9 protein-coding genes are annotated in these 18139 nt (G+C 57.7%); 5 read left to right on the forward strand and 4 right to left on the reverse strand.

All coding sequences use genetic code 11. The features are described 5' to 3' along the window. Positions 1-10: 10 nt before the first annotated feature. From HFP54_RS23375 to HFP54_RS23390, 4 genes are all read right to left on the reverse strand, one after another. Positions 11-4963 (reverse strand): 2-oxoacid:acceptor oxidoreductase family protein, encoded by a 4953-nt coding sequence (locus HFP54_RS23375; RefSeq protein ID WP_206036362.1) that lies wholly within the window; start codon positions 4961-4963, stop codon positions 11-13. A gap of 108 nt (positions 4964-5071) precedes the next feature. Beyond that, positions 5072-5935, reverse strand: a complete 864-nt coding sequence (locus tag HFP54_RS23380; RefSeq protein ID WP_168567002.1) for an RnfABCDGE type electron transport complex subunit B — start codon at positions 5933-5935, stop codon at positions 5072-5074. Positions 5936-6555: 620 nt separating this feature from the next. Continuing rightward, positions 6556-7875, reverse strand: coding sequence for a Gfo/Idh/MocA family protein (locus HFP54_RS23385; protein WP_168567003.1), 1320 nt, complete (start codon positions 7873-7875; stop codon positions 6556-6558). 227 nt (positions 7876-8102) lie between these two features. Further along, entirely contained in the window at positions 8103-10376 is a 2274-nt protein-coding gene (locus tag HFP54_RS23390; RefSeq protein ID WP_168567004.1) for an alpha/beta hydrolase family protein, read from the reverse strand. A gap of 214 nt (positions 10377-10590) precedes the next feature. Here HFP54_RS23390 and rfbB point away from each other — a divergent pair, with 214 nt between their 5' ends. From rfbB to HFP54_RS23415, 5 genes are all read left to right on the forward strand, one after another. Then, entirely contained in the window at positions 10591-11610 is a 1020-nt protein-coding gene (gene rfbB, locus HFP54_RS23395) for a dTDP-glucose 4,6-dehydratase (protein ID WP_168567005.1), read from the forward strand. Between the two features lie 426 nt (positions 11611-12036). Continuing rightward, on the forward strand, positions 12037-14139 hold the full coding sequence (locus HFP54_RS23400) for a BBP7 family outer membrane beta-barrel protein (protein WP_168567006.1): 2103 nt from the start codon (positions 12037-12039) through the stop codon (positions 14137-14139). Positions 14140-14290: 151 nt separating this feature from the next. After that, the gene (locus tag HFP54_RS23405) at positions 14291-15235 is read left to right on the forward strand and encodes a sugar phosphate isomerase/epimerase family protein (RefSeq protein ID WP_168567007.1); all 945 of its coding nucleotides are present in this window, start codon (positions 14291-14293) and stop codon (positions 15233-15235) included. Between the two features lie 56 nt (positions 15236-15291). Continuing rightward, on the forward strand, positions 15292-16188 hold the full coding sequence (gene rsmH / locus HFP54_RS23410; RefSeq protein WP_168567039.1) for a 16S rRNA (cytosine(1402)-N(4))-methyltransferase RsmH: 897 nt from the start codon (positions 15292-15294) through the stop codon (positions 16186-16188). Between the two features lie 337 nt (positions 16189-16525). Continuing rightward, on the forward strand, positions 16526-18079 hold the full coding sequence (locus HFP54_RS23415; RefSeq protein WP_235952257.1) for an OprO/OprP family phosphate-selective porin: 1554 nt from the start codon (positions 16526-16528) through the stop codon (positions 18077-18079). Positions 18080-18139: the final 60 nt, after the last annotated feature.

The following is an 18139-nucleotide window of genomic DNA, read 5'->3' on the forward strand; positions in this document are numbered from 1 at the left end:
GCGACCGTTCTCATCCGTTGTACTTCTCGCCGCGAGCGATCCATTTATCGATGTCCTTTTCCGACCGATCCTTGGGCAATCCGGGATGAATCACCTGGGCGGTACAACGCTCGGCCGCTTTGACCAAGTCGCGGTACGGTCCGCCTTGCGGGTTTTTGATCACCGCCTTCTTTTGGTCGTTGTAGACAAAGATGTCCGGGTTCAAGTTGACGCATTCGTCACAGGCGGTGCACTGGGCACTGTCGATCCACGGGGCCATGTAGGATCCCGAACCGTTGGATTCGGCGGCCGATCCATTGCTTTCCGCTTTCGTCGGTGCAGCAGCGGTCGGCGTTGCGGACGGAACGTCGATGGCGGGGGCGGCAGCCGAAGCGTCGCCACTGATCAGCTGCAAAATGCCTTGTGCCAATCGGCCGGACACCTCTTGTCGAACCTCCGCTTCGATCGCGGTTCGATCGATCACCGATTCGCCGACGCGGGCGATCGATTTCAGCATGGCCCAGAAATCACGGCGATCTTCGCATGATCCGACGATGGGTTGGGCGACCAGCAAACGCATCAAATTGCCTTCGCGGTCGACGCTCCAGATGTAGGGGAACATGCCCTCGCGATCGTCGGCGTCCAGTTCCAAATAGTCGGCCAACAGAATCATATTGTCGTTCCACGTTTCCGGTGGAGCGACGCGATAGTGTTTTCGGAACCGGATCTCGGTCGCCGCAAAATCGGCGAAAGTCATCGGCAATTCCATCGACTTGCTGCGACCGTTTTCGTGGTACTTCAGCGTGTACGTCGGCCAGGTTTGCTTGATCGACGGGTTGCCTTCCAGGTCGAAGCATTCTTCTGGTGTGACGCCTTGGTCAGGGTCGTACTTGAAGATGGGATAGGCACGTGATTCCACCGCCATCTTGGCTTGATGCGCACTCATGTCGTCGCCGATGCCATGTTCGGGCTGGCACGGCGTGTACAAGTTGAACAGGGCCGGACGGCGTGTCTTCAGGCCTTCGATGAAGCCTTCGATCATGTGGTTCGGATTGGCCACGCTGCTTTGCAAGACGTACGCGGTGCGGTGGGCCATACCGATCAAGCCGATTTCCTTGCGAATTTCTGACTTGCCTTGGGTGGCTTTTCCGAACTGAGCCATATCGGAAATTTGGCCCATGAACCCGGACGTACAGGCTTGTCCGCCGGTGTTGGAATACACTTGGGTGTCCAGCACCAAGACCTTAATCGGCTTACCCGACATCAAAGCACGCGACAGGTTTTGGAAACCGATGTCGTACATCGCACCGTCGCCGCCGACGGAGACCACCGGTGGGCACAGTTGCCATTCTTCGTCGGTGAAGGCTTCCCAGTTGAAGTAGGTCAGCGTGGACGGATCGATCGGCTTGCCGGCCAATTCGGCTTCCGCCATGCGGATCGTCTTGAAGCCGTCGGCCATCTTGGCCATGTGTCCTTCGAAGATACCCATCGAGATCGATGCGGCGTCTTGGAACAAGTGATTGGCCCACGGGAACGGATAGGGATTGTACGGATAGGTGCTTCCCCAAACCGACGAACATCCGGTGGCATTCAACATGCCCGCGTTGGATCGTCCGCGTCCGGTGACGCCCTCGGTGTACTTCCACTTCAGTTCTTTCAAATCGCCGATCAGCTTGGTGACCTGGCGTAGCCAATCTTGGTCGATCGGATCGCCGCCGCGTTGCTTTTCCACTTGTTGGGCGATGCCGGCCAGCGTCAGATCGCCGCCGCTGATGTCGTCGATGATCTGGGCAAAGGAATCGGTGTTCCCCAGATCGATCTCGCTGACCAGTTTCTCTTTGATTCGCGCTTGCAGTGCTGAAACCAGTTCGTCCAGCTTCTGCATGTGTTTCTTGACGCGTGGTTGCATCAGGGCTTCGACCGTGGCCGTGAAGATGTGCACGACACTCTTTTCGCCACAACCCAGGCAGGCACCGTCGCCGCTGGCCAAGGCCATGTAGTTACCCTTGTCCAACAGGATCGTTTCCAACGCACCGACGCCTTCTTCGATGTCATCGACGCGGACGTACTTCTGCGGCGTGTTGGGCAATGCTTCCCACAGATCCCAGTTGTCACGCAGCGTCTGGATGGATTCTTCCGTTTGCGGGACGGATACCAAAGCGTTGTCGTCACAGACCTCCACGCACTCCATACAGCCTTTGCATGTGTACGGGTTCACGGTGATGCTTAGCAAACCGCCTTCGCCCTGCGCTTCCTTTTCCTTCATCGTGAAGTACGGCCGTGAAAGGGCGAACTGGAATTCGCCCAGTTCGTCGCGGAACATTTGCAGTTCTCGCTTCAAGCCTTCGCGTTGCTCGCCGTCCAGCTTGCTGTCGCGGATCGTCTTTCCGATCGCTTCGTCCAACATTCCGGTGACGTTGTCGCTTTCTTCCGCTTCGGCAAAGATCGAACGCAGGTTCTGTTCAACCACGCGGACCGCGCCGCCCAGGTGTTGCAGATCGTTTCCGTGCTGGCGGACCCGAGCGACGATCGTGTCGAACACTTGGGTGACTTCGTTGACCAACCCGGGAATCGCCGAATCGGGACACACCGTGTAACAGCGACCGCACGCGGTGCAGTTTTCCGCGACCCATTGCGGGTGGTGAAATCGAATGCCCGTCATGTCGCGGAACATCGACGTCAAGGCTGGCATCGTGCCCAGACCGGCGAACGGATCGGCGATGCCGTCGTTGCCTTGTCCGCGGGCATAAAAGTTGCCGGTTTCTTCCCAAAAGCGATGGATGTCCGTCAGCGGTTGACGTCCCTTGGGTTCTTTACGCAACACGATCGGCAATGCCGGTTCGCGTTTGGCGCCGTTGGCATCGCCGTTGACGTCGACATCGCCATGCGGAACCGCTTTGACTTCGACAAAGCCACGTTTGACGACGCGAATGTTCTCGTTGACGATCCGCGCACCTTTGGCACCGAATTTCTTTTCGATTTGTGCTTCGATCGCTTCCAGCATTTGTTCTTCGGACAGCCCGGCGCCTTGGCCGACACCGCTGGCGGCAAAGAATGCGCCTTGGAATGCGTTGCCTTGCATCCGCAACTGCAGGTCCGGATCACTCGCCTCTTCGCGGGCAATCTTGAAGGCGTCCAAGTAATAAAGCTGGATGTCCTTGTCGACGATGATACGGCGGTAAGGTTCCGGAATGCTTTTCCAGACCGCGTCGGTTGACGTCTTGTCCGATTGGATGATGAAGACACCGCCTTCCTTCAAACCAGCCAGCGCGTTGGTGTGTCCGAACACGTTCGGATCGGGTGACAGAACACAATCGACATAGAAGTATTCGCTGTTGACGCGAATCGGTTCCGGTGCGGCCGACAGGAAAAACGTCGTTGGCTGACCCTTCTTTTCCGAACCGTATTTCGGGTTCGCTTTGATGTGGTATCCCAGCAATTCGAACAATGTCAGGGCCAGGTTTTTGCCCGTCGTGATCGCCCCCCAACCGCCGACGCTGTGCATCCGCACGGTGACGGCACCCTTGGGCATCAGATTGGGATTTTCCGAGCCGCGGATCGCCAGATTGCCGATTTCTGGATACGCATCCAAGATGGCTTCCTGGTGAATCCGTTGCTTCGGGCTGACCGGATTTTCGCGCAAGAAGTCGATCGAAAGATAGAAAAACTTTCGTCGAGCGCCGTTGTCGATCATGTTCTCGACGGCGCCGATGATGCCTTCGGGTTGCAAGTCGCGGCTGCCCATTCCGAAGGAGCCGGAATACAGGGGCGGGGCATCGTTCATGTGCTGGTATGACGCGCATTGCGGGAACGGCGGCCGGTCGGGTTCGCGACCATTTTCCATGCAACGGCTGATCGTCGATCGGACTTCCCGCATGATGGGCAAGTCGACCGCCAGGGGTTGGTCAAGACGTTCAAGGATTGTGACGCCTTTGCGCCCCTTCAAGATCTTGCCGACCAAATCCGTTGGGAACGGGCGGAACATCAACAGGTTGACCACGCCGACCCGAATGCCGCGGGTTTCGCGTAGATAATCCGCGACCACTTCCGCCGTGGGGATCATGCTGCCTTGGCCCATGATCAGGTATTCGGCGTCTTCGGCGCGATAAGTTGTCACGCGTTCGTACAGCCGTCCCGTCAGATTGTAAAACTCTTTGAACGCACGTTCGGACAGATCGCGAATGTGATCAAAGAAGTAGGGACGCTGGGCCGCGACGCTTTGCATGTACGCGTCTTGGTTTTGCACCGTGCCCGACATGACCGGATTGTCCACGTCCCACAATTCGGGGATACGACGACGCGTTTCCCCGTAAATGATCCGCTGGGCGGCGGTGGGGGTTTGAATGATGTCTTCGGGAAGCCCCAGGTATTCCGCGATCAAGGCACGTTCGGGCACTTTGATCGATTCAATCAAGTGCGTCGTCAGGAAACCGTCTTGAGCGATCGCACCGGGGGTCAGCGACAGTTCCGCGATCCGGTGGCTGATGATGTTCAGGTCGGCCGCGGATTGTCCGTCCTTGGCGAACAACTGAAAGAAACCCGTGTCGTCCATGCAGTGATAGTCGTCGTGCCCGGCATGCACGTTCAGCGTTGACTTGGTCATCGCGCGGGCCCCAACGTTCAACACATAGGTCAAACGTTTTCCGACCGCGGCGTACAGCGATTCGTGCATGTACGCGATACCTTGGCCGGACGAAAAATTGCTGCTCCGCAATCCCGTCATCGACAAACCGGCGGTCACGGCAGCGGCCGCATGTTCGCCTTCGGGTTCGATGAATATCAGCGGACGGCCGGCGATGTTGATATAGCCTTTCGCAGCGTTTTCGGCCCAGGCTTCACCCATCTGAGTCGACGGCGTGATCGGATACGCGCCCGCGGCATCGGTGCTTTCACGTTCGCACATCGAGACCGCCGTGTTGCCGTCCATTGCGACGCGGATGCCGGGGTATTTGACGGTGCCGGCTTGGTTCTTTTGATCAGACATGACTGCCTTCGCCGATTCGAAAATTCAAAGGATGGGATGAAGTGTGGGAAATGTGGGATGTCGAATGATTGGGAATGGGACCCAAGGAAAAACTACCCGCTGGATGGTTCAAGTGATTGCATCGTGAATCTCACTTTGTCGAATGACTTTCGCGGCGGCGTCCCCTTTGACGATTCCCGCGGTCTCGTCAATCCAAACAATCGCGCCGGTGGGACATCGTTTGGTGGGTGTGGCGGTCAACGGATTTGCCGATGGTTGAATCACGGGCAAGTTGTCACGCATGACAATTTGACCTTCAGAATCCATCGCACATCGTCCGCATGCGGTGCAGCCGACTTCGCATTGTTCCATGACTCCGTCGCCTTCGGCCAAAGATGAACAGGCGACCCATAAGCGTTGGGCTTCGACTTGTAAGGAAAACAAATCCTTAGGACACGCTTGCACACAATCACCACATGCCGTGCAGGCGTCTTCGTTGACCACCGGCAAGTCGTGTTGATTCATGGTGATCGCGTCGAAGTCGCAGGCGTTGGCACAATCGGCCAAACCCAGGCAACCCCAGAAGCATGCTTTACCGCCTCCGGCCACCAGTGCCGCAGCGGCACATGATTCCATTCCCTGATAATGCGCTCGGTCACGTGCCACGTTGTTTCCACCGGCACAGGCAAGTCGCGCGACCCGCCGTTGTTGTGATCCGACGTCCACGCCCAAGAAGGTGGCGATTTTGACATGATCGTCGGGTGATCCGACCGTGCATCCGCTGGGCAATGCGTCGCCGGCCACCAAGGCTTCGGCGAAGGCACGACAACCCGGTTTACCACAGGCCCCACAATTGCTGTGCGGCAACATGTCCTCCACTTCGTCGATACGGGGATCTTCTTCGACATGAAGAAAACGACCGGCAACGACCAACAACGTGGCCAGCAGGCTGGTCAAGACGACGATTGCAAGGACCGAGATGACAACGTTCATTTTGCATCGACTTTGTTCAAGTCACCGGAACGAAAGCTAACCTTCGGTTCCGTTATGACATTTTGTCACAGCAGTGTATGGCTGTTGCATTGCGTATTGGAAAAATTCCACTTCGCACTTAAAACAACCAATAATGTGAAAACGGGGTTTTGCTGCACACAAATGTCGGCGGTATTCCTACCTTGATCGATCCACAATGGGTCGCGTGTTGACCCTGCACATCGCTCATGTGCCATGATGACACGATTGTTCGAACCGTTGGAAGACCGAAGACGATTTGTCGCGGTCCGACAAGCTGCCTGGTTTATCCAATGTTTGGTTCAGTGCAACAAATGATCGTTAGCAGTCGCAGGCAGTGTGATTCGCAATGAGTCGGGAAAAAGCGGGCGTTCCTGACACCACACGTCGTTTCTTGCCCCGTCGACGTGTGGGGTAAAAACCTGTTCGCGGCGATAGCGTGTCGGATTGTCGCGGCCGGTTTTCATCCGTCTCGAATGAAACCTAGGGCACGCAAGAACAGGTGACGGTGAAACCTTTGCGCCAGCGACAATCCGCCTATCGGGAAACGCCTGAATGACTATCGGGAAATCGGTGCGACTTGCCTGGCTTTGATTGGATACTTAAGCGTCGTTCGGGCGGTGTTGAATGGGTTGATCCAGGTAAGCGTTGGCATCGTCGTCGTTGACGAAGATTTCCTTATCGGGATCCCACTGAAGCGATCGACCGCTGTGGATCGCAATGTGCGCGAGTAACCCCAACGATGTGACACGGTGGCCAACCTCCGCAGGCTCAAGCGTTTCGGATCGGTCGCGGACACAATCAATGAAGTCTTGTTTTTCGCTTTTGAAACGAAAGCTCTGGTCCGTCGGTTTGGGCTTCACAGTCAGCAGCGATTTTGGATGCGCATCAATCTCTCGAAAACCGGCACGCACCCAACCTTCATCACCTTCGATCAACAGGTAAGGTGATTCGGTGCGGTATTCCCATTGCAGACCGTCGGCGAACCGAAAATCGACTTGGAAATTCAAAAGAACGTTCCAAAAACTTTCGCGATCGGGATAGGTTCCAGTGCCTTTGATCTCCACCGGACCGGTACGCTCGGTGTCGGTCGCCCACATCGCGCCGTTGCACAGATGTGTGCCCCAGTTGGTGATCATTCCGTCACAATACAACAAGCGGCGCATCCATCCGGGACGCGAGTAATCTTGGTGCGGATGGACCCCCAGTGTCGTGTAGGGGACCTTCGGGGCCGGTCCCTGCCACCGCTGGAAATTCAGTTCTTTGGGGATCGGCATCTCCGGTTGTGGCGGGCAAGGGATATCGGTTTCGGGAACACTGGTGACGACGCGGCGGACTTTGCCCACGTAGCCGTTGCGAACGAGGGTCGTCGCGCGGTGCGCGGGCATACCGCTGCGGAACTCACTGTCGACACGGAAGATGCGTCCGGTCTGTTTTGCCACACGAACCAAATCTTGGCCTTGTCGAATCGTGCGGATGATGGGCTTTTCCAAAGCGACATCCTTGCCGGCCCGCATGGCATCGATCGCCATTTCCGCGTGCCAATGATCCGGCGTCGCAATGCAGACCGCGTCGATGTCGTCTCGCGCCAACAGGTCTTGATAGTCTTCGTATTGATCGACTTGGGCGAACGTGCCTTTGGCTTTGCCGCTGTCGTATTGCGATTTGATCTGAGGGATGGCATTGGCCAATCGCCACCGGTCGACATCACAAACGGCGACCGCCTGCACGCCCCTTGTGCGTACAAACAGTGGAATGTTTTTGAAATAGGTTTGGCGACCACAACCGATGAAGCCCATGGTCACGCGTTCGCTGGGCGGGATCGCGCCATCGCGGCCGAGCGCGGTTGCGGGGATGAAGGTGGGTGCGGCGAAAGCGGCTGCGGTTTTCAATAAACCACGGCGTGTCACTGCGGTTGTCATCAGACGGTCCTTGTGATGCATCGGCGGAAAGCGGGAATCTCTTGCGCAGACGAACATGGTCGTCGCCGGTGGCTCGGACGCGGCTGCGCGATCCTTTGGGTCATCAGGTGGACCAAAGTGATCTGGGCTGGCAAGCCACCGTGACAAATTGACGTGCCGACGCCCCGATTCCGCGTGACCGAAATCAGGACGTCCGCAGTGTGCGGAAGCGAGAACCCTTGGGCCGCTTAGTTTGCGTCCGCGGCAGCAGCGTTCTGCTGACCGGGCTGGCAGTACTTGTCCAGCCAGTCAAAGAAGACCGTGCCCCACAAAACACCGTTCTGCGGCCCCAAAACCCAGTGGCCTTCGTCAGGGAAGTACAAGAATCGACTGGGGACGCCCTGCACTTGGGCTGCGGTGAACGCCTCCATCGCCTGGGTCACCGGAACCCGATAATCCCGTTGGCCATGTATGATCAATAGTGGTGTTTTCCATCGGTCGACGTATTGATGCGGTGAGAACTTCTTGTAAGCCTCCGCCACTTCCTTGCTTTTCCAGTACGGTCCGCCCAAGTCCCAATTGACGAAGAACAATTCTTCCGTCGAACCATACATCGATTCCAAATTGAACACGCCGCAGTGGGACACCATGCTGCAGAACCGATCGTCCGCGTTGCCCATCATCCAGTAGACGGTGTAGCCACCGAAGCTGGCGCCGATCGCGGCGACACGTTTCGGATCAATCGTCGGGTCCGCCATCATCGCATCGGTGGAAGCCAGAATGTCTTGCATCGCTTGGCCGCCCCAATCGCCACTGATGGAATCATTCCACTCGCGTCCGAATCCGGGCAGCCCGCGTCGGTTGACCGCCAAGACGACGTAACCATGAGACGCCATCATGTGGAAGTTCCAGCGGTATGAAAACCATTGACCGATTTGACCTTGGGGACCGCCTTGGCAGTAGGTCAGCATCGGCCACTGGCGATCGGAATCGGGATCGTAATCGGGCGGCAAGACGACCCAGTTGTGAATCATCTTGCCGTCACTGGCTTTGAAGAAGCGTTGTTCGACGGTCGGCAGTTCCAGATCTTTGAAGATCGATCCGTTGACGTCGGTGATCGTGGTCAGCTTGGCGGATTCGGTATCCAGCCAAGCTAATTCAACCGGTCGCAGCATGCTTTGTTGGCGTACCAAGACCGCATCGCGTCCGGGCAGCGTGTCGACGATCGCATGATTGAAACGCCCGCTGGAAATTTGCTGCAACTGGCCTTCTAGATCGATCCGAAAGACTTGGTCGGTGCCTCGCATTTCGCTGTAGAAAAACAGCGAGCGGCTGTCGGATGCCCACGTCGCTGAATGAGCCGTTTGGTCCAAACCGACGGTGACTTCGCGGATGTCGCCGCTGGACCGGTTGTAGATCATGATCCGATTGCGGTCGGATTCAAAACTCGCGCGGCGCATCGAATGAAAGGCTAGATAGCGACCGTCCGGCGAATAGACGGGACTACGGTCATAGCCCGGCATTCCCGGTGTGATGTTGGTCAGTCGTCCACCCTCGGTCGGAACGATGTAGATATTGCTGTCGGTGCTTTCGGCCGGATTGTTGACCAGCTTCAACGTCAATGCAATTTCTTGGCCGTCGGGGCTGAACGCAAACTCGTCTTTGCCGCCAAACGGTGGCATGGGGCAGTTGGCACGAAGCGATGCCATCAAATCCACCGGCTCCGATGCAATGCCCTGTTCGTCGATACTGCAGACGTGAACGTGGCTGTAGGACGGTTCGGTCCAGTGGTCCCAGTGACGATACATCAACGCATCGATGACGCGAGCATCGGCTTTGGGCAAATCGGGATACTGTTCTTTCGTTGTCGTTCCCAACTTGACTTCGGTGGTGAAGGCAATTCGATCTCCGGTCGACGCCGCCTTCAAGTTACCGACGCCTTTGGCCACATGAGTCAACTGGACTGGGTCTCCGCCGTCCGGGTCCAGCATGAATACCTGCGGCGTTTCGTCGGAGGATGATTCGTCGTCTTCGTTCTCATCATCCGTTTGATCGTTCTGCGTTGATTCATCGGCATCGTTAGTGTCGTCATCCGACTGGTCCGCATCCTCGATTTCTGCGGGGGCGATGTACAACAGTCGGGGGCCCGATGTGTGATCCAGCCAAGCCAGATTGCTAAGTCCTTTCACGTCAGCGATCAGGACCCGTGTTTTCAAGTTCGCCAAGGGGGTCTCGAACGCCGTGGCGACTCGATCGGCTTTGCCAACCGCTTTGTCGTCCAGCGACGTCAAGTGCAAGCTGGTTCGACCTTCGTTCTTCTCCAGGTCGTACGACGTCACCAGAAAGGCTAACTGTGAACCATCCGGCGAAACGGCCGATTCACCGATGCGTTGCAGATCCCACAACCTTTCCGGCGTCAGACGTTCGGCGGATGCGACGCAAGCGGTCAGCAAAACCATCGCGAAGGTGGCCGCCGAGCGGATTGAACCCGTGACGCGTGTATTTTGTCGATGCAATTTCATTCCCGTGAAGCTTCTTCGTTGTATTTCGGTCGACAATGACCGGGTGCATAGGACTGGCACTCTCGGTTTCAAGTCGCGTCGTTATAGCCGAATCCGACGCAAGCTCTCAATTTACACCTTCGGCGACAGCGATCATGATGGTGCCGATGTCCGGCGCCGGGGCAATCTTTTCCGGGTGCGATTCGATCCCCAATCCTCCATCAATCGCAAATTCATGCACACGGTTTTGGTCACCGGCGGCGCCGGATTCATCGGCAGCCATTTGGTTCACCAGCTGATCGGTCGGGGCGATTGTCGTGTGGTGAACTTGGACAAGCTGACGTATGCGGGAAACTCCGAAGCGGTCGCGGATGTCGCCGGTGACCGGAATTACACCTTCGTGAAGGCGGATGTTTGCGATGTGGATCGGGTTGCCGATCTGTTGAAGCGACATCATTGCAACGCGGTCATCCACTTGGCCGCGGAAACCCACGTCGATCGCAGTATCGCGGGTCCCGGTGAATTTGTGCGGACCAACGTCCAGGGCACGTTCGGGGTTGTCGAAGCGTCCAAGCAGTATTGGTCAAACTTGCCTGCCGACCAGCGCGATGTCTTTCGTGTCGTGCACGTTTCCACCGATGAAGTGTACGGTTCACTGGGTGACGACGGGGCGTTCGATGAATCGTCGCCGTATCGCCCCAATTCGCCATACTCCGCCAGCAAAGCCGCGTCCGATCATTTGGTGCGTGCGTATCACCAGACATACGGGTTGCCGACGATCATCACGCACTGTGGCAACAACTACGGTCCCTGGCAGTTTCCCGAAAAGTTGATCCCCGTGGTCATACGCCAGGCGGTCGCACAACAGCCGATCCCGGTCTACGGCGACGGCACCAACGTTCGCGATTGGATTCACGTCAGCGATCACTGTCGTGCGCTGCAACAGATTTGGCGACACGGCCGTCCGGGCGAAGTCTATGACGTGGGTGGTGGTGGCGAGCGATCCAATTTGGACATTGTCAAAACCGTTTGTCAGTCGGTGGACACGGTGCTGGGACGTTCTGAACCGTCCGTCGATCAGATCGAGTTCGTCCGCGATCGCCCCGGACACGATTTTCGATACGCGATTCGCGGCGAAAAGATTCGCAGCGAACTGGGATGGGGTCCCGAAGTGACGTTTCAGGAAGGCATTCGTGAAACCGTCGCCTGGTATTTGGATCATCGCGACTTCTTGCAAACCAACCCGCTGGCTTGAGGATTGGCGGCGGTCGTGGTGACAACCCGGTCCTGGCCACCTGTCTTTGGCCCCGGGAAACTTTGACGATTGTCGGGCTTGTCGCAATTGAGCCGGAAGCTTGGATCGATCCGAATGTGCCGAGGATTCGTGATCTGCGTTTGAGGACTGCCTGATCTGCCGCAGATTCCGATTTTACGGAGTGTGTCCACGCCCCACTGCGTCGATCTGTACGCAACGAGCCCTTGGGTCGTCCGGTTTGAAACCGTTCAGACGGATTTGACGGTTTTGGTTGATCCGCGGGTCTCGCCGGTTCTTCGTTCCATGGGATCTGGCAGCATTCATGCTCGCCCGATTCGCATCGAGCGCAACGGCGACTTGTTTGGGATCGATCAGCACCGCCAGGGTCAACTTCGGGGCGGAAATCACGATAAAGGGATTGTTTCGATGAAGGCAGACATTTTGCGGCCGCTGACCAGAACGTTGGGCGTCGGCGTGTTGAGTACGGGAATGCTGTCGACCGTCGTGGCGAATCAACCCGCCGCCGGCCAAAGCTATCCGCAACCCACAACCGCCAGCGCGCCGGCAACATCGGGCCCGTTTTCGATGTTCGGACCGGCTGCGGCGGCAACGGTTTTGCCCCCGACCGGTTCGGTCGCATCGCCCAGCGGCCCGACGATGTATCCGCCAGCTGCACAAGGAAGTGCATCGCCCCAAGCCAAGCCGACGGGCGTTGCCGCGCAAACCGTGGGATACCCCGGTGGCCAGCCTTCGCCACACGCAATGATGCCGGGCCAAATTTCGCCGGGGTACATGCCGCCGGGCGGCCCAACTGCAACGCCGTCGGGCCCCAGCCAGTGGAACAATTTCAATCCGCAAGCTTTCCAGCCCACGCCGCAACCACAAACGCCGCAAACCTATCAAGGCCAGAGCGGCTATTCGGCGCCGCAATACGCCGCGCAGCCGACGGCGGCCCAGCCGGCAAGATCGAAGACCGGTGGGTTCATGAGCTTGTTCAAAGCAGCCTCGGATGACGGCAATGCCGATGCAAAGCCGGAGCCGATTCCAACACCAACGCCGGAACCACAAGCGTCCACCGGGCACGCGCAGGGCTATTCTCACGCGGGGGTTCCGCAATCGTATGTGCCCATGGGTGCCTATGAAAACGGCATGTCGCATCAAGGCGTCGTGATGGGATCGCCCAATGGCGGCCCAGTGATCGACGCGCCGGTGATGCAGGCTCCCATCATGCAGGCTCCGGTGCAAGGATCCGATTGCCAAACGTGCAACACGGGTTCCGGAAATGCGTACACCGATGCTGCGGCGGCACCTTGGTCGGCGACCGGAATGCCGATGGCCGCTGGTGCTTGCGGAACGGACACCTGTGGCCCGATGGGCGTGGCGGCACGGCCGACCTTGTTCCCATGGTTCGGCGGATTCAATCTGTTGTTCCTTAGTTTTGAAGACAACACGCGAAAGGTCTACGGCATCGACAACGGCTATCCCGCCGTTTGGTCCGACATCGTGGATCCCGATTCGTCAGTCGGCTTCGAAGCTTATGGTGGCCGATACGTCGGTTGTGGACGCTGGGGCATTGGCGTTGGTGTGTTCCACCTGGATCCCGATCAAGAGACATTCATTTACACGCACCCCGGTGCGATCACCGCGACGAACTTCATTCGTCCCGCGATGCAGTCGTATCACGATTACCACATGGATTTCGGCAGCGGTCAGGAACAGGTTTACAACCACATCACGGGAACTTCGGGGGGGTCATCGGGTGCAGCCAATGTGCGAGCCCAACGTGATGTCCAGTTTGACGGCGTGGAAGTCAATCTGTATTGCTTTGGCTTGATGGGAGCCCAGCGTGCCGCACCGATGTGTGGCGACGGCATCGCATCGGCACACTGGTATCGCAAATTCTTGGGATTGGGCGCCGGCGGTTACGGCGGTCGATTCGGGTACGGTGGTGCGGCGGGCCCGCTGGTACGTCCCTGCAACGGCCGACTGCAGATCGTTTCCAGTCACGGATTCCGTTGGTTCCAGTTCGATGACAAGACGCAGCTGGCTTACAACATCAACGGAACGGCCGGATACCAATTCGACGACATCTATGACACCTCGTGCGTTGAAAACGACTTGTTCGGTTACCAAGCCGGCGGTCGACTGGTGTTCTGTTTGACCAATCGCTTGAACCTGAACTGCTCCGGCAAGTTCGGCTTGTACGGCAACCACGCCCAGGCCTATCGCCGCGTTGGTACCGAAAACGTCACGGCTTATCGGTTCGGCGATCCCATGGACTTGGCGGAAACCAATATCGAAGACACCGTCCTGGCGACGTTGGGCGAACTGGATCTGGGACTGGGCTATCGACTGTCCAACGCCTGGACCGTTCGCGGCGGCTATCGCGTGATGGGGCTAAGCGGTGTGGCGACCAGCACCAGCCAGATCGCACAAGACTATGGAACGTCGCGTCACCCCGACACGATTCACGCGACCGACAGCGTTTTCTTGCACGGTGCGTACGTAGGAGCCGACTTCAACTTCTAGTGCCCGGCAAGCCCGCCGATCGGTGGGTCGCTTGAAAATTCTTCGACGGCCGCGACGGGTCACCTGTCGCGGCCGTCTTTCGTACACTGGCAAAATGCCTGTCATGGCGTCCGCGTTTGCCACCTGGAATTTTCCGCAAGAGACCGATCACATGAAACGTCGCCACTTCCTGCAACACAGTCTGGCCGCCGGCACCGCCGTCTATGGCGCGGTGCAATCGCTGGGAGCATCTGCGCAAGACGCCGCCACCGATCCCAAGCAGAGTTCAACCACGCCTGATACCGAGGCTTGGCTTTGGACGACACTGAAGATCGGCATGGTCCGCGAAGGCGAAACGTTGGCCGAGAAGTTCCAGGTTGCCAAAGACGCGGGCTTTTTGGGCGTGGAATTGATGACGACCAACATCGATGTCGACGATGCGATCGCCGCAGCCGAGCAAACCGGTTTGATCATCGACGGAACCGTCGGCGGGTATCACTGGCGAACACGGCACACCGATCCGGATCCGGATGTCCGTGCGGAGGCGTTGTCCTTGCTGCGAGACGGGATTCGCAATACGGCTGCCGTCGGCGCGGACACGATGTTGTTGGTCCCGGGGCGGGGCACCGACGGGACGCCCGATGTGGTCATGGATCGCGCCGTCGCGGCCGTCGAAGCCGCGTTGCCGGAAGCCGAGCGCTCGGGGGTCAAGATCTTGATCGAAAACGTGTGGAACCAATTCTTGTACGAACACGACGGCCCGAACGATCAAACCGCTGATGCCATGGCGGACTTTGTCGACCGGTTTGATTCGCCCTTGGTCGGAATGCAATTCGATATTGGCAATCACTGGAAGTACGGCCAACCCGGTGATTGGATTCGGACGCTGGGCCACCGAGTGATGAAGCTGGACATCAAAGGTTTTTCGCGCAGCGAAGACAAGTTCACCGCGATCACCGAAGGTGATTTGCCGTGGGATGATGTTCGTGCGGCACTGCGGGAAATCGGATACAGCGGCTGGCTGGCAGCGGAAGTCGGCGGTGGCGATCTTCAGCATCTGAAGACCGTTCGGCAACAAATGGAATCGGCCCTTCATTGCGACGAACCCAAAGCGTGACATCGTCTGAATCGGAACCGCAGCCGAACACCGCGCAATCGATCCATCTGTCGGTGATGCCCGACGAGATCGTGCAATACGCTTGTGAAATCCATCCGCGTGTGGTCGTCGACGGCACCTTTGGCGGTGGAGGGCACAGTCGATTGATCCTGCAGCGTTTTGACGACTGTTGTGACAACACGCCTGACGTGTCTTGGAATTCGCTTTCGATCGTGGCGCTGGATCGTGACCCTGCGGTTTCACAGCGTGCCGAATCGATTCCGCTGGACCCCAGAATTGATCTGTATCTGGGAAGCTATGAATCGACTCCCATCGCGTTGGATTCAGCAGGATTTCGGGACGCGGATGCGATCATCTTGGACCTGGGTTTGTCCAGTGATCAGCTGGCCGATCGAGATCGTGGGTTCAGCTTCAACAGCGACGGGGAACTGGATTTGCGTTTTGATCCGGAAAGCGGGATCCCCGCGCATCAATGGCTGCTGCGTCACGATGAAAAGGCGATTGCCGACGCGATCTATCAGTTCGGCGAAGAACGTTACAGCCGCCGCATCGCCCGTGAAATCATCGCTCGGGCCAGGTCCAAACGCCCCGTTCGCACGGTATCGGAAATGGTGGACATTTGCCGGCGATGCGTTCCACGGTCCAAGAATCACGACATCCATCCCGCCACACGAACGTTTCAGGCGCTGCGGATCGCGGTCAATCAGGAACTGGACATCCTGACGCGCACCATGCAACAGGTCACGGATTGGCTGGCCCCTGGCGGACGAATCTTGGTGCTCAGCTTTCATTCCCTGGAAGACCGGATCGTCAAGAACGCGTTTCGCCAGGAAGACCGCTTGGAAGTGTTGACAAAGAAACCCTTGCGCCCGACCGACCAGGAAATCCAGCACAACCCGCGCAGCCGGAGCGCAAAACTACGCGTCGCACAGCGGCGTGACGCTGAAACTTGAACGACATTGTCAACTTTTGTCGTTTGCGCTCACGCGAATGATCGGTCTTAACAAGCGGACCGTCTGTGTCCCCACGAACGGATCGTACGGGTTATTTGCGTCGATGGACGCAGGTATATGAAGATTGATCAAGTCCCCAACGTTCCCGTTTCTTGAAATGTCGGTCTGGTCCGAAGATTGTCAACAGGCGGGTTCCCACGTCTGTGGCGATGGAACCGGCGAAGACAGGTGTTTGTCGGCCAGGAGGGCTTTTCAAACACAAAGCGGAACGGTCACGGCCCTTCGGGTGCATTGTGATTGTTGATTCAGTCACGTCGTTGCAATCATGGATTCAAGGATGAATCATTCACTAAAGGCGTCAGCCTTGGCGTCTGCGCTGGCAGGTATTCTGGGCTTTGCCCCAACGTTGTCAGCCGATCAGTTCGTGCTGGCCCAACCCGTGTTGTCCGATGTCGAAACGGGACAACCGCACAGCGATTTCGCGCCGCGCGCCGATGAACCTTCGCTGATCGAGGCCGACGGGGAGGGCGAATCGCCCGAACTGTTCGATGCACCGGAGAATGAAGCCGCGGCAGACGAAACGGCAGCGACCATCGAAGAGCTGACCGAGAAATTGGAAGCTCTGCAAAGCGATTGGGACGACTTCCAAGAAGGTCTGGATAAAAAAGCAGCCGCGGCCAAGAAGAAGCCGTCGACCAGCATCAACGGCCGAGTCCACATTGACAACTGGAACTTTGCGGAGACGGATCCGGGAATCAACATCATCGAAAACGGTGACCCGAATCATGACCCGGAAGACCGCTGGACGTTCCGCCGATTGCGTATGGAAATGAAGGGCGATGTGCCCGGCGACATGTTCTGGCGGATGCAGATTGACTTCAACCGCCCCAGCACGCCGGAAATCAAAGATGCCTATATCGGTTGGGCCGCATTGCCAGGCAACAATCGGCTGATCCTGGGCAACCAAAAGCGTCCGTTGGGCTTGGACCACTTGAACAGTAGCCGTTTCAACGTTTTCGCTGAACGTCCTCTGGCCGTCGAATCATTCAATGAAGACGCCCGTCGGTTCGGTTTGGCGATGTACGGTCACAACGATGAAGAATCCATCGGTTGGGCTTACGGCATCTACAACCTGGAAAACATCAACACATCCGGGCGTTTCATCGGTGATGCGTTGCAGATGGGCGGTTACGCTCGTATTTGGGCGTCGCCATGGTATGACGAAACCAGCGGCGGTCGAGGTTACTGGCACTTGGGGTTGGCCGGTGCGGTCGCCAAGCCGGACGGCGACGGCGAAACGGACTTGGACGACAACAACAACGAAGGACGATTCCGTACCCGCCCGCTGGCCCGCAGTTCCCAGCGTTGGCTGAACACCGGACGCATCGAAGGTGCCGACTGGTACGAAGTGGTCGCGTTCGAATCCATCTTCAACGTCGGTTCGCTTCAGATCACCGGGGAATACTTCTTGACGCCGATGCAGCGTGACAACGTCGCCATCGACGACGATCTGTTTTTCCACGGCGGCTACGTCTATGTGTCGTACTTCCTGACCGGTGAATTCAACCCGTACAAGCGATCCAACGGTGTGCTGGACCGGGTCAAGCCGTTTGAAAACTTCTTCCTGGTGGATCGTTGCCGCGGCGGATGCGGTTGGGGACTGGGTGCTTTCCAGGTTGCCGCCCGTTACGACCACTTGGACCTGAGCGACAGCAACATCCAAGGCGGTGTCGCCGACATGGCAACGCTTGGCTTCAACTGGCACTGGACCGCGTACAGCAAAGTCCAGACCAACCTGATTTGGGGCAACATCGAAGACAACGCCGCAGCGGCACCGTTCGACGGCGGCGATTTCATGATCTGGGGGATGCGGTACATGGTCGACTTCTAATCGTCACACGCATCGCATCGATCCATCGCTCCGGTGCATCACTTGGGTCCGGCCATCGCG

It is taken from the genome of Crateriforma spongiae, assembly GCF_012290005.1.
In the GTDB taxonomy this organism is placed as follows: domain Bacteria; phylum Planctomycetota; class Planctomycetia; order Pirellulales; family Pirellulaceae; genus Crateriforma; species Crateriforma spongiae.

What these genes read in the sequence shown, in the direction of transcription:
- HFP54_RS23375 (WP_206036362.1), bottom strand. Translation starts at nt 4,963, where the DNA reads ATGTCTGATCAAAAGAACCAAGCCGGCACCGTCAAATACCCCGGCATC.
- HFP54_RS23380 (WP_168567002.1), bottom strand. Translation starts at nt 5,935, where the DNA reads ATGAACGTTGTCATCTCGGTCCTTGCAATCGTCGTCTTGACCAGCCTG.
- HFP54_RS23385 (WP_168567003.1), bottom strand. Translation starts at nt 7,875, where the DNA reads ATGACAACCGCAGTGACACGCCGTGGTTTATTGAAAACCGCAGCCGCT.
- HFP54_RS23390 (WP_168567004.1), bottom strand. Translation starts at nt 10,376, where the DNA reads ATGAAATTGCATCGACAAAATACACGCGTCACGGGTTCAATCCGCTCG.
- rfbB (WP_168567005.1), top strand. Translation starts at nt 10,591, where the DNA reads ATGCACACGGTTTTGGTCACCGGCGGCGCCGGATTCATCGGCAGCCAT.
- HFP54_RS23400 (WP_168567006.1), top strand. Translation starts at nt 12,037, where the DNA reads ATGAAGGCAGACATTTTGCGGCCGCTGACCAGAACGTTGGGCGTCGGC.
- HFP54_RS23405 (WP_168567007.1), top strand. Translation starts at nt 14,291, where the DNA reads ATGAAACGTCGCCACTTCCTGCAACACAGTCTGGCCGCCGGCACCGCC.
- rsmH (WP_168567039.1), top strand. Translation starts at nt 15,292, where the DNA reads ATGCCCGACGAGATCGTGCAATACGCTTGTGAAATCCATCCGCGTGTG.
- HFP54_RS23415 (WP_235952257.1), top strand. Translation starts at nt 16,526, where the DNA reads ATGAATCATTCACTAAAGGCGTCAGCCTTGGCGTCTGCGCTGGCAGGT.